Consider the following 23875-nt stretch of genomic DNA (forward strand, 5'->3'; position numbering starts at 1 on the left):
CCAATTGTTAACGGGGGGTGTTCCCTTTTTATTCTTCAGAACCAACCTTCAGCACACGCATCACATTTAATACGGCTAACAGTGTAACGCCTACATCAGAAAATACAGCCTCCCACATGGTAGCAATACCAAATGCACCTAATGTGAGAAATACAGCTTTGACACCTAGCGCAAATATAATGTTTTGCCATACGATACGGCGCGTGCGTTGGGCAATATGAATCGCCGTCACCAGCCTTGAAGGCTCGTCGTTCATGATTACGATATCTGCTGCCTCAATCGCTGCATCTGAGCCCAAACCGCCCATCGCTACACCAACATCTGCCAAAGCAAGCACAGGCGTATCATTAATTCCATCGCCTACAAACAGAATCTTATCGCTCGTTTTTTTACTTGCAGACAACTGCTCAATGGCTTCGGCTTTATGCTGAGGCAACAGCTCTGCCCGTACTTCATCCAGACCTAGCTGACGTCCTACAGCCTCGGCAACTGTCCGATTGTCGCCTGTTAGCATGATGGTTTTTACCACCCCTAGCTTTTTCAGGGAAGCAATCGTCTTGGCCGCGTCTTCCTTGACCTCATCCGATATCAGAATGCACCCGGCATACGTTCCATCTACAGCCACATGTACAACCGTTCCTTCATCCAGTGATCCTGCTTGCTGCCCTGCATTCAAAGCAACATGCTCCCGTTCCATCAGCTTAGCGTTTCCGGCCAATACCAGACGCCCATCTATTTGGGCCTGAATCCCGTGGCCGGATATTTCGCTATATTGCTGAACTCGCTCCGGTTGAAGTTCATGACCATAAGCTTCCCGCAGGGACGCAGCGATAGGATGCGTGGAGTGCATCTCAGCCAATGCAGCGGTCTCCAGCAAGCTTTCCTTGGTAAAAGATTCGGCAGGATAAATTCCTGTCACATGGAAAACACCTTTGGTGAGCGTACCTGTTTTATCAAAAACAGCGTATTTCACATGATTCAGAGCTTCAAGATAATTCCCGCCCTTGATCAGCACACCTGAACGGGAGGCAGCCCCGATCCCGCCGAAGAAGCCTAGTGGAATAGACACTACCAGCGCACATGGACAAGAAATAACAAGGAAAACAAGCGCACGATATAACCAATCTGAAAATTGTGCCCCCGGCATAACAAGTGGGGGAACAACTGCCAGCAGCAACGCTACGATAACCACTACAGGTGTATAATATCTGGAAAATTTCGTGATAAACTTTTCCGTCGGTGCTTTTTTGGCACTCGCATTTTGCACCAGTTCCAAAATTTTGGAAACCGCGGATTCACTAAATTCTTTGCTGACCTCTACCGTCAGAAGTCCGTTCGTATTCACAAATCCACTCATCACGCTGCTTCCCGGCTCAACGGTACGAGGCACAGATTCACCGGTCAACGCCGAGGTATCGACATGCGACTTGCCTTCTACAACCTTACCATCCAGCGGGATTTTCTCCCCCGGCTTGATCACGATCAGATCTCCGACGCGAACCTCTTCTGGGGAAACCTTCCGTACGGACTCAGCGGTCTTCAAGTTGGCATAGTCCGGTCTAATATCCATCAAATCACTGATGGACTTGCGTGAACGGTTAACTGCAATACCCTGGAATAGCTCTCCAATTTGATAAAAGAACATGACAGCCACGCCTTCGGGATATTCCCCAATAGCAAATGCGCCTACAGTAGCCAGCGTCATCAGGAAGTACTCGTCAAAGGCCATTCCACGCACCAAACTGCGCACAGCCTGCAAGACAACATCACCGCCAACGATGATGTATGCTACTAAAAATAGAGCCAGCTTGCCCACACCTTCGACAGGTAACCACCAGGCGACAGCGGCAATAATCGCACCTATGGACAAACGTGCAATCATACGGCGCATACCGTCCGTACCATGATCATGCGTATGCCCAGCATGACCATCATCTCCATGCGAATGAGAATGAGCATGGTCAGCTTCACCATGATCGTGCACTGCATGGTGATTGTGATGCATGTGAGCATGATTACCATGGTCGTGCCCATCGTGCGCGCCGTGTGCTTCATGGCTATGGCCACCATGACTGTGAGCAGCATGCTTTCCGTCATTGTGATTATGTCCTTCACCATCATGCTCATGACCGCACGCGCAGTCCTCTGCGCAGCTTGTCTCTACTGCACCAGCGTCATTTCGACTGTCCTCACGCAAGCGTCCACCAGCATTCTTGGCAACCATCCGAACATGAGGCTCAAGTCTGTGAATCTTCCGTTCTGTTTGGCGGAAAATCTCTTCTTGTTGATCCGAATTTGTGGTCATCGTCAACGTTTTTGTGACAAAATTGACCGAGCAATCCAGGACCCCCTCTATCTTACTGACTCCATTTTCAATCTTTAAAGCACAGTTAGCGCAATCCAAACCTTCCAAAATCCATTCATGTCGTTCATTTCTTTTTAGAGCATCCATAATAATTGGCCTCCAATTAGCTATATATGAGCAACTGTTCATATATTATTTGTTAAGGTCATTATATTCAGGTTTAGGGGTAAAAGTCAATGATCATCGCCCTGTTTAAAGAAAAAAAATCAAACTCAGAGTCAACACCAAAAGGGCGCCAATTGCTTGGCGCCCTACTTGTTGGTTTGTCAAAAATCATTGATGTGATATGTGCTGATGGGTTTGCAAAAAAATCTGCTCCACATGATTATCATCCAGTGAATAAAACACTGTCTTGCCTTCCTTGCGTCGTTTGACAATACGCAGATTGCGCAAATAACGAAGCTGGTGGGATACCGCAGATTGCCCCATGTTCAACACCTGTGTTAAATCATGAACACACAATTCCTTTTGGGCCAGGGCATAAATCAGTTTGATTCGTGTCGGGTCACCCAGCGCTTTAAACAGCTCCGACATTTTGTATGCGATGGAATCCTCAACTAGGGAAGATTTTATGCGCTCAATTTCCTGGTCTGAACCGTGACAAGCCGGCTCGCAATCCAAAGCTTCCGTTTCAGAATTCATCCTTTTCACCCCGTGTGTTTCGACTTGATGCTCTTATTATAGCAAATTCGTAGAATTTACGAATAGCTTAAATTACAGCTTGCCCTGTAACTGAAATTTGCTTAATTCAACGTTTTTAATACCTCATCATTGTAAGGAATTATTTCTTTTATTTGTTGATCACGTAGCTTTACTGCAAATGCCGGATCAACCAGCAATGCACGTCCAACTGCGACCAGATCAACTTCCTCTCGTTCTACTAGCTCCACAAGTTGTTCCAATCTGGCCTCTACATTACCGGATTGCTCAGCCTGACGATTATTGTTATTTTCCAAATCACTCAAAAAGGCCTTCTCCAAACCAATCGATCCTACTGTAATAACCGGCTTGCCTGTTATCTTTTTAGTCCAAGCTGCCAGGTTTAGATCTGACCCTTCAAATTCTGGTTCCCAAAAACGACGGCTTGAACAATGGAATACATCCACCCCGGCTTGTACCAATGGAGCAAGGAACTGTTCAAGTTCCTGTGGTGTCTGTGCCAGCTTCTCTCCATAATGGTACATCTTCCACTGGGAGAATCGCAGTACAATTGGAAAATCCGGGCCTACTGCACGGCGACAAGCTTCAATGACCTCGACTGCAAACCGGGTACGCTGAACCAAATCGCCTCCATATTGATCGGTACGCTTATTCGTTTTGTCCCAGAAAAATTGGTCTATCAGATAGCCATGTGCTCCATGAAGCTCAATGCCGTCAAACCCCACTCGCTTGGCATCGGCAGCGGCCTGAGCAAAGGCTGCAATGATATCCGCAATTTCCGCCTCCGTCAATGGCTCAACTACCTTTTCACCAGCGGGAGAAATACCTGAAGGGCCGACAGGCAATGCCTCGGGATTCGGCTGGTTATCCGCACCTATTTTGCGGGCTGTGCCCACATGCCAAAGTTGCGGTATAATTTTGCCCCCTGCTGCATGGACTTCCTCTACTACCTTGGCCCAGCCCTTTAACCCCTCACCATAAAAATTAGGGATGCTTGTGTGTTCCACAGCTGCGAGATGGTGAATAGCCGTTCCCTCCGTAATAATCAATCCAACAGCATTTTCCGCTCGGCGCCGATAATATGCGGCAACCTCAGGCCCTGGAATACCTTGAGGAGAAAAATTCCGTGTCATGGGAGCCATAACGATCCGATTGGGAAGAGAGAAGTTACCTAACTTAAAAGGTTTAAACAATATTTCGGTGTTCATGACGTTTTCCTCACTCTCAATGATTATTATTATCTTTTCTACTCTTCTGTTATACAATTCCATTTTACACACTTATAAACTACAGTTCAAGAAGCCACAGTTTAATTTTAGGCAGGCTTTTTACAAAAAAAGAAGAAGCGGCCTAAAGCCGCTCCCTCTTATCTAAAACGAGTGTGTTTTTATTAGTGTGCTACCATGTTGTATTCCATAATCCATACAGAACCGCCAACGACAGTCAACAGGATTACTACACCAAAGATCAAAGTCATAACATTCCAACGTGGTCCATTGCTTTCACGGATGTGCATGAAGAAGAATAACTGAACCAGAAATTGCAGCACTGCCGCGGCTAAAATAACAACCATGGTCGAAGTGCGGCTCAACATATGATTCATCACCACGAAGAGAGGAATGATGGTCAGGACGATGGACAGAATAAACCCGATAACATAGGACTTCACTGAACCGTGAGAATCATCATGACCATGCGAACCTGCTCCTGATTGATGCTGTGCCATCTACATCACCCCCATCAAATAGACAACTGTCAGCAAGAAGATCCAGACAGCGTCCAAAAAGTGCCAGTACAAGCTCAATGCCGAAACTTTACCCTTTGTTTCAGGGATAAGCCCACGTTTTTTCACTTGGAACATGAGTCCAATCATCCATACCAGACCTAAGGAAACGTGAAGTCCGTGTGTACCGACCAGTGTGAAGAATGCCGACAGGAACGCACTGGTTCCGTAATTAGCTCCTTCGTGTACCATTTCAATAAACTCGTAAACTTCAAAACCGATAAAACCAAGACCCAGGATCGCCGTCACGATTAACCAGCTGATTAATCCCTTCATGCTTCCTTTGTTCATAGCCAACACAGCCAGACCACTTGTGAAGCTGCTTGTGAGCAAGAGGAACGTTTCAATAATAACGCCCGTCATGTTAAACAGCTCTGCGCCACCTGGTCCTCCGGCTGTGTTATTCCGAAGGACAACGAAGGTTGCGAACAAGGTACTGAACAGGATTACGTCCGTTACGAGGAAGATCCAAAAACCAAGCATCTTCAATTCTTGCGGATCGTGATGCCCGTGGTCATGATCATGGCTGTGATGTGCTGCAGCTTGTGCCATTATACAGACCCCCTTATTGCCGCTTCCGTGCGTTTTACTTCATCCGCAGGGATATAGTAGTCGCTATCATAGGAGAAGAACGAACGGCAAATCATACAAATTGCCACGCCGATCAGCCCTGGAATATAGAAGAACGACCATCCAAATACGAATCCGAAACCTGCAATGAAAAAGAATACCGACATAATGAATGGAATCGCCGAGTTTTTCGGCATATGAATCGCTTCAATTGGCGGTTGCTTTCTGAAAATACCCTTTGCACGTTTATCTTTTTCTGCCCACCAGTCATCGCGTTCTTCTACTTGCGGAATGGTAGCAAAATTGTATTCCGGTGCAGGTGAAGGAATCGACCATTCGAGCGTATGACCACCCCAAGGATCGCCAGTTGTATCCTTCAGCTTGCGGTAATTTTTGATACCCAGAAGAATTTGAAGAACCTGGAACAAGAAACCAATCCCCATCAGGAATGCCCCAACAGTTGACACCATGTTAAGCGGCTGCCAGCCAGTATCCCAGCCGTAAGTGCTCAGACGACGTGTCATCCCCATCAGACCGAGGGAGTATTGCGGAATGAAACATACATAGAAACCAATATTCCAGAACCAGAAAGCCCATTTACCAGGCGTTTCAGGCAATGTGAAACCGAACATTTTAGGCCACCAGTAGTACAGACCTGCCAGGTAACCGAACACTACCCCACCGATCAGAGCGGAGTGAAAGTGAGCGATCAGGAAGTAACTGTTATGGAACTGGAAGTCTGCGGGTGCTACAGACAACATAACGCCTGTCAAACCTGCAATCAGGAAGTTCGGAATAAATGCAATAGACCACATCATCGGAGTTTTAAATTCGAGCTTACCCCGATACATCGTGAACAGCCAGTTAAATACTTTAACCCCTGTTGGAATTGCGATAACCATTGTCGAAATCGCAAAGAATGCATTAACATCTGCGCCTGATCCCATCGTGAAGAAGTGATGCGCCCACGTGAAGAAGGACAGGATCGCAATAATGAACATGGCGTAAACCATGGATTTGTAACCAAACAATTTCTTTTTGGAGAATACGCTGATGACCTCGGAATAAATACCGAAAGCAGGCAATACTACAATGTATACCTCAGGGTGACCCCACATCCAGATCAAGTTGATATACATCATCGGGTTACCGCCAAAATCAAGGGTAAAGAAGTGTCCTCCTCCGAAGCGGTCAAGGAATAGCAATGCTAAAGTAACCGTCAGAATCGGGAACGCGAAAATGATAATAACACATGATGAAAATACGGACCACGTAAAGACAGGCATTTTCATCCATGTCATACCAGGTGCACGCATTTTAATAATGGTAACAATAAAGTTGATCCCTGTAGCCAATGAACCTATACCGGAAATCTGAATCCCCCAGATATAGAAGTTCTGACCGACGCCAGGACTAAATTGTAGTTCTGAAAGCGGTGGATAACTCAACCAGCCTGCATCTGGCGAACCGCCGATAACAAAGGACAAGTTGAACAACATCGCACCCATAAAGAAAAGCCAGAAGCTCAATGCGTTCAGGAAAGGAAACGCAACGTCGCGCGCACCAATTTGCAGGGGCACGGCGATATTAAACAAACCAAACATCAACGGCATCGCCATAAACAAGATCATGATTGTGCCGTGAGTGGTGAAAATCTGGTTGTAATGCTCAGGATGCAGGAGTGTCACATCCGGTGTAGCAAGTTGAATACGCATCAATAATGCATCCACGCCTCCGCGGAATAACATCAAGATGGCCGCAAGAATATACATAATACCGACTTTTTTATGGTCAACCGTAGTCAACCAGTTTTTCCAAAGCCAGCCCCATTTTTTGAAATAAGTGAGCACAAACACGATCCCGATCGTTGCTAGTGCGATGGAAACGTCCGCTCCATAGATCATCGGGTCTCCAGTAACGAAGAAAGTGGATGCAAACTCTTTTATTTTGTCAAGCATTGGGGGCCTCCTTCCCTATAATCATTTAATTGTGTCCGCTCATATTCATATGACTCATGTCCATTGCAGCATGCTCTTCTGTGCCGGACTTGGATGAACCTTCTGTAGATGTAGCTTCGCCATGCCCAGCATGGGGGTTAGAGCCTTCCACTACATACTTGTTGACAATCTCTTTGAACAAACCGTCTGGAATCGAAGAATACTCAGCAGGCTGGGACAAACCTGGTTTTGCAAGCGCCAAATAGCCATCCTTCGTCAGCGGCTTAGACTGCTTCTTGATGTCAGCGACCCAGTTTTTATACTCTTCATCCGACTGGACTTCTACATCAAAACGCATTTGTCCAAAATGCTCACCGCTAAAGTTTGCACCCGAGCCAAAGTAAGTTCCTTCGTGATCGGCCTGCAAATGCAGTTTCATAGCCATGCCTGACATGGTGTAGATTTGACCGCCCAATTGCGGAATCCAGAACGAGTTCATCGGGGCGTCAGCAGTCAGCTCAAAACGGACTGGAACACCTTTAGGAATGTGAACTTGGTTAACAGTAGCGATACCTTCCTCTGGATACATAAAGAGCCATTTCCAGTCCAATGAAGTTACTTGAATCGTTACTGGCTTTTGCGTACTTGCAATCGGCTTGGAAGGCTCCAGCAAGTAGGTATATCTCGCAGTGATGACCGCAATAATAAGGATAACGATAATCGGAATAGCCCACCATGTGGTTTCCAGCTTTTTGCTGTCATCCCAGTGAGGTTGATACTTCACCTTGTTTGTGGGGGTATCTCGATACCGCCACACGATGAAGAAAGTCAAAATCATAACCGGTACAATTATAAGCGCAGACAATGCCGTTGTAAGAATGATCAGCTCTTTTTGTGCTTGCCCAATTGGTCCTTTCGGATCGAAAACAACGTATTTTCCGCCAGCATAAAAACACGTCCAAATGAGCAATGCTACCGTGAGCACGGTCAAAACCAACGCAATAATCGCTTTTGGTTTTTTGTTCATGTTGTTCCCCTCTCCTTAAAATAATAAATTACTCAAGACTTAACGAACTCCTGTAATGTTGCCCTTATATAAGATAGCAGAAAAGCGGCCACTTTTTTTATTGTTAACAGAATTGTCGATTATTTGTCCGATTTTTGTGAAAAACCTCTCTAAAAATAAAATTTCTCTTGCAATTCAAAAATTCTTTTTAATTCAAAAATGACATATAAAAACGTAAATTATGCATCTTAAAGTATCTTAAAAACGCTATATTAAAGCAAAAACCGGGACTCCTTACAGTTATCATGCCACACTGCTCGAAGCCCCGTGCTGTTGTTCTCGTTATCCGTTTTCTGTACAGCATTGTCAATGTATTAACGATGTCCGTTTTCTTGGTCTTCCTTCTTGCGGGCAATGACAAATGATTTCCCAATTAGAAAAATAAAAATTCCGGCAGCAAAGGCGCCAATACCTGTCATTAGATAGATGTTACGATCAGTTAAATTTCCTATATCAAGCAAAATAAGAATAATACCTACAATACAAGCGATCAAAGAAATAACAGACACCGTGCGGCTCATTTGGTTATCCCTTGATCCTGATTTCCTAAAATTCAAAGCCATACCCTCCACTCCCTCTAATTTAAAATGGTTTAAAAAGTGCCCTCGCCAGGTATTTTTTTCAGTATGCACATTTTTTATTTTTCTATTCCTGCTGGTCTCTACATACTATAACTATCTGTAATTCATCTTGAACTATCTGTAATTCATCTTGCCTATTATTACCCCAGAGGACCTTCTATTTAAACAAACGGGAGTGGAGGCAGGCTTAAATCTGCTCTATTTTCATAACATTTTTCTTCGTTTTAACGTCTAGTTTCCAACCAGTTATTACTTACTACATTTCGATACCAATAGTAACTTTCCTTTGGTGTACGGACCTGTGTGCGGAAATCGACATGAATCATGCCAAATCTCATATTATATCCCTCTGCCCACTCAAAATTGTCCATAAGTGACCATGCCATATAGCCTTTGACATGAAGGCCATCATGAATTGCCCGGTGCACCTGCACCAAATGCTGCTGCATGTAGGAAATCCGACGATCATCCTGCACCTTGCCGTTTACGACCTCATCATTGATACAAGCCCCGTTCTCGGTAATGTAAATATCGATGTTCCCGTATTTTTGCAAATAATGCAGTACCTCATACAGTCCACGCGACTCCACCGGCCAGCCGATATCTGTTACAGGTAGTCCCATATTGATTTCTTCGGATTGAAGAAATCCTGCTTCCGGATTAAAGCGATTAACCGACATACTATAATAATTGATACCGATCATATCAATAGGCTCACCGATGATGTCCATATCCCCATCCTGAATAGGCACAGTAGCTCCCTGCTCCGCAAACCAGTCTACCAAAAACTGAGGATACGAGCCTTTATAAATAGGCTGAAGAAACCAGTCACTGTGCAGAGAAATCGTGCGTGCACAAGCCGCTTTATCCTCCTCCGAGGTGCTGTAAGGAACAGCCCAGGAGACATTGGGAGCGATGCCGATCTGGCCACTAGTGCCTAGCTCGCGGAATCGGCGTACAGATAGACCATGCGCAACCAGCAGATGATGTCCTACATCAATGGCTGTCTGGAGATTCGTCAGACCCGGAGCATGAACTCCTAACATATTGGATAAAAAGGCGATACACCAAGGTTCATTGATTGTGAGCCAATGATGTATCTTACCATGAAACTCACGGAACATCGTTTCTGCAAACTGGACAAACGCCTGAATCGTGCGGCGATTTCCCCACCCTCCAGCATCCTGTAGCGCCTGAGGCAGATCCCAGTGATACAGTGTGCAAAACGGTTCTATCCCGCTGTCGTTCAACAAATCAACAACGCGATGATAATAGTTCAACCCTTCTTGATTGACTTCACCGTCACCATTCGGGAATATACGCGGCCAGGACACTGAGAAACGATAGGTACGAATGCCCAGTTCCTTCATAAGACGGATATCTTCCTCGTAGCGATGATAGCTATCACAAGCTACATTGCCGTTATCCCCGTTAAAAACCTTACCAGGCGTCTGGGCAAAGGTATCCCAGATCGACAGCCCTCTCCCATCCTCCTGATAGGCTCCCTCGATCTGGTAGGCAGCTGTTGCGGTACCCCACATAAAGTCCTGCGGAAATTGAAAAATAGTCATTGTCTCTCTTCCTCTCCCTCAATTATAATCGTATATCGCTTTGCATTTTCCTGTTTTTTGGTAAAAATCCATGACAAAATAAATCCTCCGTGCTTGGGGTCTGGCTGAGCCTGACGAGTATCAGCGTGAAACGGATATGCACTGCGAATGGTGAAACTTCCTGTCTGGACGGAGGCGGTTAGTTCCGCACGGACCAGCCGCGAGCTGGACCACTCCAGACTGACCGTGACCCCGCCACGTCCCTTCAAACCGCTGGCCCGTCCCTCCGACCATGCCGATGGCAGGGCAGGCAATAGGGTCAGCTCTCCCGGGCGGCTTTGCAGCAGCATCTCTGCGATGCCCGCCGTCGCACCAAAATTGCCGTCGATCTGAAAAGGGGGATGAGCATCGAATAAATTAGGGTAAGTCGATCGCGACAACAACGTGCGAACATACCGATGGGCAGCGTCGCCATCTTCCAGCCGGGCGTACAGGTTGATCAACCAGGCACAGCTCCATCCCGTATGCCCGCCACCATGATCAAGTCGTCGACTTAGCGATACGCGGGCCGCCTCAGCCAGCTCCGGTGTATCACGGATATGGATCTGTCGGCCGGGATAAACCCCGTATAGATGCGAAACATGTCGATGCCCAGGCTCCGCTTCCTCAAAATCGACCAACCATTCCTGTAACTGACCGTGGCGGCCGATTTGATAGGGCATTAATCGTTCCCGTGTCTCCTCGCAGCGTTTGCGGAATTCATCGTCTAATTCCAGCAGATCCGCGGCCTGAATACAGTTGCTCAACAGCTCCCGAATCAGCGTCATGTCCATCGTGGAACCCATCGATATACTGCAATCCTCGCCTTCGGGCGTGATGAATTTATTTTCAGGCGATGTGGATGGAGACGTTACGAGCCGACCAGCCGGGCCCTCCACGAGCCAGTCCAGGCAAAAGGCTGCCGCCCCCTTCATAAGCGGATAAGCCTGTTCTGCCAAATAGGTTGTATCCAAGGTGAACAGATAACGCTCCCATAGGTGAGCGGTCAGCCATACACCCCCAAGCGGCCAAAATGCCCAACTGGCATGACCACCCGACGGTCCGGCGTATCTCCATACATCTATATTGTGGTGAGCTGTCCATCCTTGAGCCCCATAATTAATGGAAGCGACCCTGCGCCCCGTACGGCTGACTTCTCCAATCATGTGCAGTAATGGCTCATGGCACTCGGCAAGATTACACACCTCTGCGGGCCAATAGTTCATCTGTGTATTAATATTGGTTGTATAGTTACTGTTCCAAGGCGGCTGTACCCGGTCATTCCAGATGCCCTGCAGATTAGCGGGCTGACTGCCCGGACGCGAACTGCCCATAAGTAAATAACGTCCATACTGAAACAACAGCACTTCCAGTCCAAGGTCTGCCTGACCTTTCTGGTAACGTTCTAATCGCAGATCGGTCGGTAGAACGGACTCGTCAGCTAGCGCGTCACCTCCCAGTTCCAATGCAACACGGTCAAACAGCTTCCGGTGATCCTGCTCATGGCGTTGCCGCACCTGCTCACTTCCCAGCAAAATCGCTTCGTCAAGAATGATTTTGCATGCTTCTACTGACTCCGTTGCATCACTATTCGGCATAGCATGAAATCCTCGAAATCCGGTTGCTGCTGCCAAATACACCGTGATTTTATCCGCGCCCGAGATGATCAACGCTCCGTCATCACCCGACGTTAAGGTTCCTCCCTCGGGAATAACCCTCGCCTGAATGGCAAAAGCCATCCCCAAATCATTTTCATAAACGACAGCCTGTGGATGATCGCCGTGATAATTTGACTCCACATGACTGGGCGCTCGTCCAGTCAACGTAATAAAGTCCCTGGTCGGTTCCTCGGATGGATCGCTATCGCTAACCCATTTGGAGGAATCAGCAAAATGCACATCCTCTCCAGCTTCATCATCACAAGGATGGGGTGTGGTCATGCGCACAGATGCATGGATTTTCCCGACCTTATTCGCAGTCAGTGACACCATAATGACCCCATCGGGTGCACTGGCGATAACTTTACGGGTATAGCGGACTCCATCACTCTGAAAAGTGACCGCTGCCGTTCCGGTCTGCATATCCAGTTCCCGTTCATAATGCGCAATCTCCCCCAGGTTCTCCTGCGTAATCCACAAGTCGCCCAAAGGCTGATAGGCTTCCGCATCGCGGCCCAGCATGTTTGTATTAATCAGCTGCTCCGCTTCCTTGTATTTTCCATCTGCAATCAGCTTTCTGGCAGGCTGTAAATATCGCAATGCATCATACTGAACGCCATCTCTTGGAAACCCGGACCAGAGCGTATCCTCGTTTAATTGCAAATGTTCCTCCCTGATTCCGCCAAATACCATAGCTCCCAGTCGTCCATTGCCGACTGGCAATGCTTCCTCCCATATCTCAGCAGGCTGGCGATACCATAACCGCAGGGACTGTGGCCTTTCGCCTTTCGTCACGTCAAACCCTCCCTCAATCGAGGTCAGACAAAGCGCTGCTCCCAAAATTGCCTATGGCGCATGCGCTCTGTCACTCCGAGATTTCAAAGTTTGGATAAATGGACTTACTATTTAGCAGCCTTCCCACTCCATAATTCCACTCTGTCCTTCACCAGTTGCGTGTATTGCTGTTCCATTTGAACAGCTCCGGCGGCATCCAGTTCTTTAATCATGTTGTCGTATATCGTATCAAAATTGGAAGCTGGTGCTAGAATCGCTTCCGGTATCCGTTTGCGGATAATGTCTGTCGTTTTTTTGAATGTAACGTTATAGTTGGATTCATTGTCTGTCGTTATGTTATAGGCCGCGCCCCAAGGCTTCACATCAAATTCTTCTTTGTCTGGAAACAGTTCCTTCCACGTTTTTACGCCATACGCTTTAAGTGATTCTTTCTCCGGCTTCGAATAAGCTGCAATGATTTGTTCCGGGAATTTGGCAGTGTAGTAGTTCCCCGTGGGGTCTTTCACTCCGTCGCCATAGTGTCCACTCATTAATGTGTACAAGTCTATTCCAGTAGATTTATTGAAGCTGGTTGTATTGTTCGTTTTTTGATCCAATACATCGGCAGGAATGACGCGTTTGCCGTCTTTGATTTCATAATGCTTGCCCTCGATTCCCCAGTTCACTAGCACCTGCCCCTCATCAGAAGCTAAATAATCCAGGAATTTAATAGCCCGCACCGGGTCCTTGCAACTTTCCGTAATCCCTACACCATAACCAGACGCAAAGCCTGTATCCTGAAAGGAATGATCCTTATACTCCTCCGAAAGTGTAACTGGAAAATGCGCGTAGCTGGCATCAGCCTTACCTGACGCTTTTAATGCATTTTCGGCATCCTGATAACCCCACTCCTGGTCGATCAGACCGAGGACACGACCGCTGGCAATTTTGGATTTGTATTGGTCGCTTTTTTGCACAAACGAATCTTTATCAAGCAGCCCTTCATTGTACATGTGGTTCAACCAACGGAAATATTCCTTTTCTTCCGGACGTTTGTAATGAAGCTTGGCTTCATACGTTTTGGGATCAATAAAATACTCACCATCATCCGGCGCTCCAGTCGTCTGGAAAGCAGGGTTCGTTACCGTAATCATAATTCTCCAATCATCTGCATCCAGCGTGAGCGGGATTGTTTTTTTGCCATTAATTGTAGGATGCTTGGCTACATAGGTTTTGAGTACGCTTTCAAAATCCTGCAAGGTTTTTACCTTGGGATATCCCAGCTCCTTGAGCACCCTATGCTGAATTTCAAATCCTCCCGTCGCGTCAAAACTCTCCTGCCCCACCCCTGCATACGTAGGAATAACATAGATGGCTTGATCTTTATTGCTGTACTTCAGCCGATCCATATAGGGGCCGTAGAGCTTTTTGAGATTGGGCGCGTGATCGTTGATCAGATCCGTCAGATCAATCATGGCTCCCGCATCCACAAGCTTGTTAATATTTGCTTTAGGAGAGACCAGGTCTGGGTATTCACCACTTGCTGCCATCAAAGCAATTCGGTCATCGCCACCTCCGCCGCTGACATCAAATTCCGCGTTCAAGGTTACACCTGTTTTCTTGGTGATTTCCTTGCCTATTTCATCCTTCATTCCATTCCATTGCGGGCTTGTATCTGCTCCGAAAAAGCTAAACGTAATCGGATCTGTGCTGCTGGATGAGCCTTCTTTCGCGGTTTTATCGCTTCCACCGCATCCTGCGAGTGTGGCAAGTGACACGGCGAGCAAGGGGATTAGTGCAAATCTGGACCAGTGTTTTTTCATGTTCAGGACCTCCTGCGTTTGTAATATTTACCGTTGTGAATTGACTGTTACGATTGGATGGTTATGATTTAACAGCTCCCAGTGTCATACCGCCTACAAAATACTTTTGCAGGAACGGATATACGAGCAAAATGGGAAGCGTAACGGTAATCGTGATTGCCATTTTAATCGACTCTGGCGAAATTTGAGCCATTTGCTTGGCCATATCATTGCTATTCGCCATATTGGCGCCGCCTTGCTGGGTACTTTGCAGTATCTTCATCAGCTCAAATTGCAGTGTTGTCCATTGTGCGGCTGTTCCGTTGTACAAATACGTATCAAACCATGCGTTCCATTGATTTACCGCCAAGAACAGAGCAATGGTCGCCAGCACAGGCTTACAGAGCGGTAAAATAATTTTCAAATATATCGTAAAGTCATTGGCTCCATCCAGCTTGGCAGACTCCTGTAACGCATATGGCAAACCATCCATAAAGGAACGAATGACAAAAACGTTAAACGCGCTGATCAGCCCCGGAAAAATATACACCCAGAATGTGCCCAACAAATGCAAATCACGCATCAAAATAAACACGGGCACCATCCCGCCGGAAAAATACATTGTTAACGCCAGAAACGTGGATATGAACTTACGCGCGCGGAAATCGACCCGACTCAGCGTAAATGCAAGCATAGAAGCACAGATGAGTCCCAGCACCGTTCCAACCACTGTACGTAAAATCGATACCTGCAGACCCCGAAGTAGGCCGTCGTATTGGAAAATCGTTTTGTAATTTTCGAGTGTAAACTGGCGAGGCCATATATAAATACCGCCGCGTACCGTGTCCGTCGAATTGTTCAGGGAAATCGCTAGTACGTTCAGAAACGGATATAGCGTCAACACCACGATCAGAGCCATGAGGATATAGTTGAACAGGTCAAACAGCTTTTCAGACCGTGTAGCATTAAATGCCTTATTCGTCATTTCGCTCTCCCTCCCTACATGATGCTTTCTTTGGTCAGTTTTTTGAATATACCGTTTGCTGTAAACAATAACAGAATGCTAACCAGTGAGTTGAAAATCCCTATTGCCGTCCCGTAAGAGAAGCGGCCCAAATTAATCCCGTAGTTCAGTGCATACAAATCCAGCACTTCCGAATAATCCGTTACCAGACTGTTGCCAAGCAAGAACTGCTTTTCAAAACCATTGCTGACCAGATGTCCAATCGCCATAATAAACAGAATGGCAATAGTCGAACGGATACCCGGCAGCGTAATATGCCACATCTGTCTCCAGCGACTGGCCCCATCCACGCGTGAAGCTTCATATTGTTCCTGGTCAATTCCGGTGATGGCGGCTAAATAAATAATCGTATTCCAGCCCGTCTCTTTCCATATGTCGGAAGCGGTTACAATGTACCAGAACCAGCTGCCTTTAGCCATGAACTGAATCGGCTCATCCACAATATGAAGCGCTACCAATATATCGTTAACAATCCCTCCGTCAATGGACAGCATTTTCGTCACCAGTCCGGCCACCACTACCCAGGATACAAAATGCGGAAGGTAGGATACTGTCTGCACAACTCGTTTGAACAGCATACCACGCAGCTCATTTAGCAGAATTGCAAAAAAGATCGGTACAACAAAACCAAAAACAATACCCATCAAGCTCATCGCCAGCGTATTGCGTAAAACCAGATAAAAACGTTCATCCTGAAAAAGCTCAATAAAGTTGTCCAGCCCTACCCACTTTTGATTCCAAAACGATTTGGCTGGCTTATAATTTTGAAACGCCATTGTCCAGCCCCATAGTGGAAAATAACTGAAAACAAACACCCATATGACGAAAGGAATAGACATAAAATAAAGATACTTCTGCTGCTTCACACTGTCCCAAAAGCCTTTTCCACCGCGTTCAGGCTTCGATCCGCGAGTCTTACGCGGTCTTCCCCGATTGGATTCAGGAATCACAGCATCAGTGCTGGAAGCGGTTTCAGTTGAAGATCCCATAACAAGCTCCTCCTCATCTCTAGATACTATTATCATACTTTGCCGCTTCAAACGCGGGTACCCGACGAATTAGGAGAAAAATCAGTTCAAAATTAGATATATGGGGAGTGGATTAAGATTTACATTCGTGCCACTACGCATGCGGATGGTGCTTCCCATCGCTGTTGTCCCCGGATTTCCTGAATAAGCACACAAAGGTAGAAATCCGGGGACAAAGGCGACCGCTATCGCTTGTACAGCACCATTCCGCCTGCTCCGTTCTCATGTAAATTCCCAGAGAGAAGAAAAAAAACAAAAAGATCAGCAATGTAAGCTGATCAGAGGTAAAGGGTATCCATATTGCACTACAGATAAATCGGGGTTTATATACATATATAAATCATATACTCCTTGATTAAAGGCATAAAAAAAGCTTTCTAGCAGCAATGTGCCAGAAAGCTTTTTTGATTTATTTTACCGTGATCGTCCCGTAGTACATGTACATACCGCAATTGTACTCATATATCCCTGGCTTTAAATCCTTGACGGTATAATAGTTATTTTCGTGATCCAGATAAACGTCCATTCCGATCTTCAGCGACTGTACTTCATCAATGCAAGTAAAGGACGTCATTTTCTTAAAATGAATCTTGGTCGGAACACCGGCTTTTACCTCAATATTTTTAGGATAGAAACCATCCCCTTTTACACCCACTGTAACAATCTCATATTGGGTCTTGTCTGGCTCTTCCTGAGCTTGTTTAGGTTGAGCGGCCGGAAACGATGACACACTCCCCTGAAAATAAAATAAGACAAACCCGCCCATGATCAGGGCTACAAAACCAATCAGCATCAAATGCCAATGTTTAGAGATGAGTGTTTTCATTCCAATCAGCCCCCTCCAGTTCAAATCTACATGACATGTGACACATCAACTCTAACTAGTATATAAAAGTTAAACAAAATTTTAAATACCTTGTTTCAAAGCTTCTAGTAGATGAATCATATTATCCGACCTGGTGATTATCTCTATTTTTACAGACTCGGATGATCCAGCTTATACAGATGACGGTACCGGGTATGCTCACGCCAAAGCTCATCATGACTACCTCGCATGGAGATGGTGCCTTGTTCCATAAAGATCACCTCGTCCATATGCTTCATTCCTGTGAGATGATGAGTGATCCAGATCAATGTTTTGCCTTCCAGCACGCGAAACATCGTCTGCATAAGTTCATGCTCCGTCAGCGGGTCAAGCCCCACTGTCGGCTCATCCAGCAAAACAATCGGATGATTTTGCAGCAAAATCCGTGCCAGTGCAATGCGCTGTCTTTCTCCCCCGGAGAAGCGAAGCCCCGTCTCCTGCATTCTAGTATCGTAACCCTCTGGTAAAGAATCGATCAGGGTTCCAAGCCCCACCTGCTCCGTCACTGCACGAACCTCATCCAGCGTAGCGTCAGGGCGCCCTAAACGAATATTGTTCGCTACCGTCGTATCGAACAAATACGGTTGTTGGTTTAGCACCGCAAACAGACTGGAGTATGCTCCGCCTGTGGATACGGGGACGCCTGCGACAGTGACGCTCCCTTCATCAGGCTGCAATGCTCCCTGAATCAGATTCAGCAGCGTAGACTTGCCTGCACCACTGCGGCCAAGCAAGGCAACCTTGCCCCCCTGCGGTACGTGCAGGGAGATATTACGCACACTCCAATCCTGCGTTGCTGCATAACGGTAACTCACGTTATTCAGCAGCAGGTTGCCCCCGTGACTTAAGCGCTGAGCGGCAGCCTGTTCCTTGGTAGTGTCTGCTGCATCGTCTGCCGCTGGTTGTTTTGCATCTGTTCGTGCCGCAAATGCAGATGTATCTTTCTCAGAATCTTTTAAACGTCGAAGTGAATCCTGATACTCCGGCGCATGAACCACCGCTTCCCCAGCGCGAACGAAAGCATCCAGCAACGGGAATGTTACTAGGGCAAAGGAGGCCAACCATGTGGCTTCAATACGGCCCTGTGCTACCAGCCCTCCAGCCCACACAGTCATGGTCACAATTCCGCCGCCTACAAGGCATTGTGCGAGCCAATGGGAGCGCCACTCGTTCCGGCGAAGCGAATTTTCCACCATAGCAGCCCTCTTGTGCTGTTGTGTAAAGGCGCTAAGGAAATGCCCAGTCCGCCCACTCAGCACCAGATCACTCATGCCGAACAAAGCATCCGTCAGTTCCTGATAGGCTTTACTCCGTTCCTGCTTGAACGTTCGCCGTTTGGCGAGTGAGGTCCATAGCGAGATAGCCGGGGCGATAAAAAGTAAAAATCCCCCATATAGCGCCATAAGCAAGGCAAATGTTCCGTCCATCCAGCCAAGCGCCAAGATGCCTGCTGCATAGATCAGCAAAGCCGATAACGCAGGCAGGACCAGCTTCAAATAGATATTTTGAAGCTGCTCAATATCCTCTGCCAGCAACCCCAATAGATCCCCTGTACGAAATTTGCTGCGAATCATCAGCGCCTGCGGTTCCACTGCCCGATACAGTCGTACCCGCATACGGGACACAAGACGCAACGCAGCATCATGACCTACCAAAAGTTCCAGGTACTGGATGACGGCTTTACTAAAACCAAACGTTCGCACAAGCACAATGGGCACATACACCATTAATATATTTTCAGGCTTTAAGGCCGAACGAGTAATCAGGTGGCCGGACGTAAAGAGCAGCGCGCCTGCACATCCAATGGACAGCGCACCCAAAAGAGCCGCTGCCAGAAAGGCCCAAAAATACTGTTTCAAATAAGGCAAAAACCAGCCTTGGCTATTATTGTCCGTTGCTCTCATATCGTCCGTCCCCTCCTTCCGACATTCCCGTCAGCAATCGATAATATTCTCCCTTTTGTGCAACCAGTTGCTGATGGGAACCTGCCTCTTCCAGACGACCTTGGTTCATCATCCAGACACAATCCATATCCGGCATCCAATGCAGTCGGTGGGTGGCGAGAAACATCCTTTTGTGTTTGAATACGGATAAAATAGTCTGTTTTAACTCCCATTCTGTCTCAATATCCAAATGTGCCGTCGGCTCATCCAATAATATGAGCGGACGGTCACTGAGCAAAGCCCGCGCCAAGGCAATCCGCTGCGCCTGCCCTCCGCTCAATGTCCGCCCTGCTTCCCCAATAGGCTCATTTAATCCTCCCGGAAGACTGTCCACCAATTCACGTAGGCCAACGGCATCAATCGCCCACTCTATCTGCTGGTTGGAGGCTTCCGGTTCATAAAAACGAATATTATCTGCCAAAGTAGCGCTGAACAGATATGGATGCTGTGGAATATAGGCAATATGCCGCTGCCATTCAGCTTGGGTATATGCAGATAATCGGCATCCATTCAGGATCAGCTCACCTGAAGTGGGGGCAGAAAAGCCGCCCAGCAAACTTAGCAATGTCGTTTTGCCAGCACCACTCGCCCCGACGATGCCGATCATGTTCATGTGCGGTTCCACACTTGCAGACACATGTTCAAGCCGGGCGGAACCGTCTTCATTAAGAAAACACACATCAGACAGCTTGAGGATGTCCTGTCCCGTGATGTCTAATCCTTTATCATTAGCTGTCTGCACATTTGGCTCTGTCGCTTCATCCTCTGCACTGAGGATGGAGCGTATCGCTCCCCACGCCTCCTTACCATCCAATGAGGCGTGGTAGTCTGATCCCAACTGGCGTATAGGCATAAAATATTCCGGTGCCAGAATAAGCACCGCCAGCCCTGCCTCCAGCCCCACGGAGCCACTGATCAGGCGCAGACCCAGGCCTACCGCTACAAAAGCAACCGACAGCATACTAAAAAAATCGAGAGCAAATGAAGAAAGAAACGCTACCCGCAGCGTACGCATCGTGGCCGTACGATACTGGTCGCTGACCTTCCCCACGGTCTCCCCATGTGCCCGACTGCGCCCCAAAAACCTTAGTGTCTGGAGTCCACGCAACGAATCTGTGAAATGATGTGATAACAGCCGATAGGAACGCCACTGCTTGTCTGCCTGCTTGCGCGCTGCCAAGCCGAGCAAAATAAAGAAGCCCACCAGGATCGGCATCGTAATCGTCAAAATCACGCCTGAAATCATGTCCAATGTGAAAACATACACAAGCACAAGTAGGGTCACAGCCATCATGTCTATCATACGGGGAATCGACAGTTCCAAATAATTGCGAAACCGATCCACACCATCTAGCGCTAGCGTCACCAGCTTGCCGCTTCCTTCCTGCGCAGCAAAACCCGGCCCCCGCTCGAACAAACGCGCAAGCAGACGCTCCCGTAAGGAAGCGCCTGCTGCTTCGGCAAAACGACCGGCTGTCCGGCGTTGCAGCCAGATCGTCGTATGCCTCACTGCAAAAGCCGCGAAAAACAACGCCAGCGATGGCCAAGCCATTACCAACGGATCTTTATTAAACAAAATCGTTACAGCCTTTGCCAAAAAGATGGCTTGTGTAATTACAGCTGCTCCCTGGAGCAGCGAAAGGGCGGCCAGCAGCAGCATTACGGGCCGAATGCCCTTTAATTCAAACCAGGCTTTATCCATTAGTATTCCAGGTGATCCTTCTCACTGAGACGCTTATGGAAAACAAAATAGCTCCATGCCTGATAACCCAACACAAAGGGTAAAAGCGTTGCTGCAACAATCGTCATATTTTTCAATGTGTAAGGACTGGAACTTGCATTATATATCGTCAAATCAAAAGCACTGTTGATTGAGCTCACCATAAATCTTGGGAACAAGCCAACGAATAACGAGACGAAGCTTAGCAAAATGATGGCACCTGTCATCCCGAAAGCCCATCCTTCACGGCGCTGCTTCAGGAAATACCATGTTAGCACATAGGCGACAATTCCCACTGCCACCGCAACATACATAAAGGGACCACGACGTGCAAATAAATCCGTTGCAAAATAAGTCCATACGACCATACCAGCAAGCAGAATCCCCAACACTGGAAGGAATTTGGACGCAATCACACGAGCACGATCCCTTACCTCACCAATCGTCCGTAGAGAAATGAACGTCAGTCCGTGCATCAGACACATCCCGACCACTGTCAGTCCAACCCATACGGTGTATCCGTTGAACACATCCAAAAATCCAGCTTTCAAATTCATATTTTGCTGAATAGGTACGCCTTTTACCAAAGCCGCAAAGGCCATACCAAACAGCATCGGCGGCAGGAAGCTGCCAATCAGGATGCAGGCATCCCACGTTCCTGTCCACCCTTTCCCTTCGGCCTTGCCACGGAACTCAAAGGAGACTCCTCGCAAGATCAACCCTAGCAAAATAAACACAAATACCAGATAATATCCGCTGAACATCGTTGCATAAAAATGCGGGAAAGCGGCAAACATCGCACCTGCGGCTGTAATCAGCCATACTTCATTGGCATCCCAGAATGGACCAATCGTATTGATCATCAAACGTTTTTGTTGGTCATTGCGCGGCACTAATCCAGTAGCCATTCCCACGCCAAAATCGAAGCCTTCTAGAAAAAAGAAGCCTGTAAACAGCACAGCGATCAATAAGAACCATAAATCATTTAACGTCAATGCTGTCACCCCCTTGAGCAAATGGATCATGAATTACCGTATGCTGATGCGGCTCCATATCTGGACCTTTACGAGCGGTGCGAGCAAACAGGAATGCCAGTACACCCGTTAAAATGAGATACAGCGACGTAAATGCAATCAGTGAGAACAGCACTTCTCCTGCTACAACGGTAGGTGAAACGGAATCTTTTGTTTGCAGCAAACCAAACACAGTCCACGGCTGACGTCCCATTTCTGTCATGATCCAGCCGGCGGTATTGCCGATGAATGGGAGGGATATCCCCCACAGCATAAGACGGAAGAACCAGCGATGGGAGCCCTCCAATTTTTGTCGAAAACTTAGGTATGCCCCGTACAGAGCAAGTGCAATCATGGCACATCCCGCCGCAATCATAATGCGGAAGCTCCAGAAGGTCGTACGGACTGGCGGAATATAATCACCCGGACCATAGGTTTTTACATACTCTGCTTGAAGCTCCTTCATCCCAGGCACAGAGCCGGAAAACTTGCTATACGACAGAAAGCTCAGTGCAAATGGAACTTTAATCTCAAAGGTGTTTTCCTGCTTATCAGGGTCAATGTTTGCAATCACCGTCCAAGGCGCCGGATCGCCGCTGTCTCCCCACAGAGCTTCACTGGCTGCCATCTTCATGGGCTGTGTTTTGATCAAATATTGAGCCTGTCCATGACCAAACAAAGGAATAGCAATCGCACAGATTAATGCAACAATAATGCTCAATTTAAAAGAAGGTTTAAAAAAGTCCATGTTCTTCTTATGCATCAGCTTCCAGGCACTAATACCGGCTACGAGGAAAGCCCCGGTTGCAATGGCAGCAAAGATGGTGTGAGGATACTCCCATAAAAGCTGCTCGTTCGTTAACAAGGCAGCGAAATCTTGCATTTCTGCACGTCCATTTACAACTCCATATCCTACAGGACGCTGCATGAAGGAATTGGCGGCCAGAATCCACAAAGCCGAGAGCATCGTACCGATCGCTACCAACCACATGCAAATTAAATGGACGCTTTTCGATAATCTTTCCCAGCCGAAAACCCATAGACCGATAAAGGTCGATTCCAGGAAAAATGCGAGCAATGCTTCAATAGCTAGCGGTGTACCAAATACATCACCGACAAAACGTGAAAAATCCGACCAGTTCATTCCGAACTGGAACTCCTGCAAAATCCCGGTGACTACCCCTAGCGCGAAATTAATCAGCAGAAATGTTCCCCAGAATTGAGCCATTTTTTTGTACAAGTCTTTTTTCTTGATAACATACATAGTCTCCATAATTGCCACTAACAACGACAATCCAATGGAGATCGGCACATAAACAAAATGAAGAATTGTAGTGGTTGCAAACTGCAACCGTGCCAAATCCAATACGTCCATGATGCTGCTCCTCCCTCTGCACTTCTTCTAACAGTGTTTTATAATGTATGTAATCTGAAGCTTTTTATATTTGTGATTGTATTCACATTCTTACATATGAAAACCTCACTTATTTGGGAAAT

The 23875-nt window shown here is 47.1% G+C and carries 18 protein-coding genes; all 18 read right to left on the bottom strand.

What is annotated here, in order from left to right; translation table 11 throughout:
* Window positions 1–28 precede the first annotated feature (28 nt).
* The 18 genes from FKV70_RS19955 to FKV70_RS20040 all read right to left on the bottom strand — a co-directional run bounded on the left by FKV70_RS19955 (window position 29) and on the right by FKV70_RS20040 (window position 23753).
* Entirely contained in the window at window positions 29–2452 is a 2424-nt protein-coding gene (locus FKV70_RS19955) for a heavy metal translocating P-type ATPase (RefSeq protein ID WP_142613965.1), read from the bottom strand.
* A gap of 186 nt (window positions 2453–2638) precedes the next feature.
* Window positions 2639–3007 (bottom strand): ArsR/SmtB family transcription factor, encoded by a 369-nt coding sequence (locus tag FKV70_RS19960; RefSeq protein WP_007432172.1) that lies wholly within the window; start codon window positions 3005–3007, stop codon window positions 2639–2641.
* Between the two features lie 101 nt (window positions 3008–3108).
* Window positions 3109–4233: an NADH:flavin oxidoreductase gene (locus tag FKV70_RS19965; protein ID WP_142613966.1), complete on the bottom strand. Its 1125-nt coding sequence runs from the start codon at window positions 4231–4233 to the stop codon at window positions 3109–3111.
* A gap of 182 nt (window positions 4234–4415) precedes the next feature.
* On the bottom strand, window positions 4416–4751 hold the full coding sequence (cyoD, locus tag FKV70_RS19970) for a cytochrome o ubiquinol oxidase subunit IV (RefSeq protein WP_013373103.1): 336 nt from the start codon (window positions 4749–4751) through the stop codon (window positions 4416–4418).
* Window positions 4752–5360, bottom strand: coding sequence for a cytochrome o ubiquinol oxidase subunit III (gene cyoC, locus FKV70_RS19975; RefSeq protein ID WP_063210371.1), 609 nt, complete (start codon window positions 5358–5360; stop codon window positions 4752–4754). It lies immediately after the preceding gene.
* Entirely contained in the window at window positions 5360–7336 is a 1977-nt protein-coding gene (locus FKV70_RS19980; protein WP_064797238.1) for a cbb3-type cytochrome c oxidase subunit I, read from the bottom strand. The genes cyoC and FKV70_RS19980 overlap by 1 nt, the downstream gene beginning before the upstream one ends.
* Before the next feature lie 25 nt (window positions 7337–7361).
* Window positions 7362–8342, bottom strand: coding sequence for a ubiquinol oxidase subunit II (cyoA, locus tag FKV70_RS19985; RefSeq protein ID WP_063210364.1), 981 nt, complete (start codon window positions 8340–8342; stop codon window positions 7362–7364).
* 353 nt (window positions 8343–8695) lie between these two features.
* Window positions 8696–8944 (bottom strand): hypothetical protein, encoded by a 249-nt coding sequence (locus tag FKV70_RS19990; RefSeq protein ID WP_063210362.1) that lies wholly within the window; start codon window positions 8942–8944, stop codon window positions 8696–8698.
* 242 nt (window positions 8945–9186) lie between these two features.
* Window positions 9187–10533 carry a GH1 family beta-glucosidase gene (locus FKV70_RS19995; protein ID WP_142613967.1) on the bottom strand — a complete coding sequence of 449 codons (1347 nt, stop codon included), beginning with the start codon at window positions 10531–10533 and terminating at the stop codon, window positions 9187–9189.
* Window positions 10530–13004, bottom strand: a complete 2475-nt coding sequence (locus FKV70_RS20000; RefSeq protein ID WP_142613968.1) for a glycoside hydrolase family 95 protein — start codon at window positions 13002–13004, stop codon at window positions 10530–10532. The genes FKV70_RS19995 and FKV70_RS20000 overlap by 4 nt, the downstream gene beginning before the upstream one ends.
* A gap of 107 nt (window positions 13005–13111) precedes the next feature.
* A complete protein-coding gene (locus FKV70_RS20005; RefSeq protein ID WP_142613969.1) occupies window positions 13112–14806 on the bottom strand; it encodes an ABC transporter substrate-binding protein in 1695 nt (564 codons plus the stop codon).
* A gap of 61 nt (window positions 14807–14867) precedes the next feature.
* Window positions 14868–15770 (bottom strand): carbohydrate ABC transporter permease, encoded by a 903-nt coding sequence (locus FKV70_RS20010; protein WP_064797244.1) that lies wholly within the window; start codon window positions 15768–15770, stop codon window positions 14868–14870.
* Window positions 15771–15784: 14 nt separating this feature from the next.
* Complete coding sequence (locus FKV70_RS20015) at window positions 15785–16798, bottom strand: ABC transporter permease (RefSeq protein WP_142613970.1); 1014 nt, start codon at window positions 16796–16798, stop codon at window positions 15785–15787.
* A gap of 448 nt (window positions 16799–17246) precedes the next feature.
* Complete coding sequence (locus FKV70_RS20020; protein ID WP_142613971.1) at window positions 17247–17663, bottom strand: cupredoxin domain-containing protein; 417 nt, start codon at window positions 17661–17663, stop codon at window positions 17247–17249.
* A gap of 149 nt (window positions 17664–17812) precedes the next feature.
* Entirely contained in the window at window positions 17813–19606 is a 1794-nt protein-coding gene (gene cydC, locus FKV70_RS20025; RefSeq protein WP_142613972.1) for a thiol reductant ABC exporter subunit CydC, read from the bottom strand.
* A complete protein-coding gene (cydD, locus tag FKV70_RS20030) occupies window positions 19587–21347 on the bottom strand; it encodes a thiol reductant ABC exporter subunit CydD (protein ID WP_142613973.1) in 1761 nt (586 codons plus the stop codon). Before cydD ends, cydC begins: the two co-directional genes overlap by 20 nt.
* Complete coding sequence (cydB, locus tag FKV70_RS20035; protein ID WP_142613974.1) at window positions 21347–22360, bottom strand: cytochrome d ubiquinol oxidase subunit II; 1014 nt, start codon at window positions 22358–22360, stop codon at window positions 21347–21349. Before cydB ends, cydD begins: the two co-directional genes overlap by 1 nt.
* On the bottom strand, window positions 22347–23753 hold the full coding sequence (locus FKV70_RS20040; protein ID WP_063210343.1) for a cytochrome ubiquinol oxidase subunit I: 1407 nt from the start codon (window positions 23751–23753) through the stop codon (window positions 22347–22349). Before FKV70_RS20040 ends, cydB begins: the two co-directional genes overlap by 14 nt.
* Window positions 23754–23875 lie beyond the last annotated feature (122 nt).

It is taken from the genome of Paenibacillus ottowii, from assembly GCF_006874425.1.
Classification (GTDB): Bacteria; Bacillota; Bacilli; order Paenibacillales; family Paenibacillaceae; genus Paenibacillus; species Paenibacillus ottowii.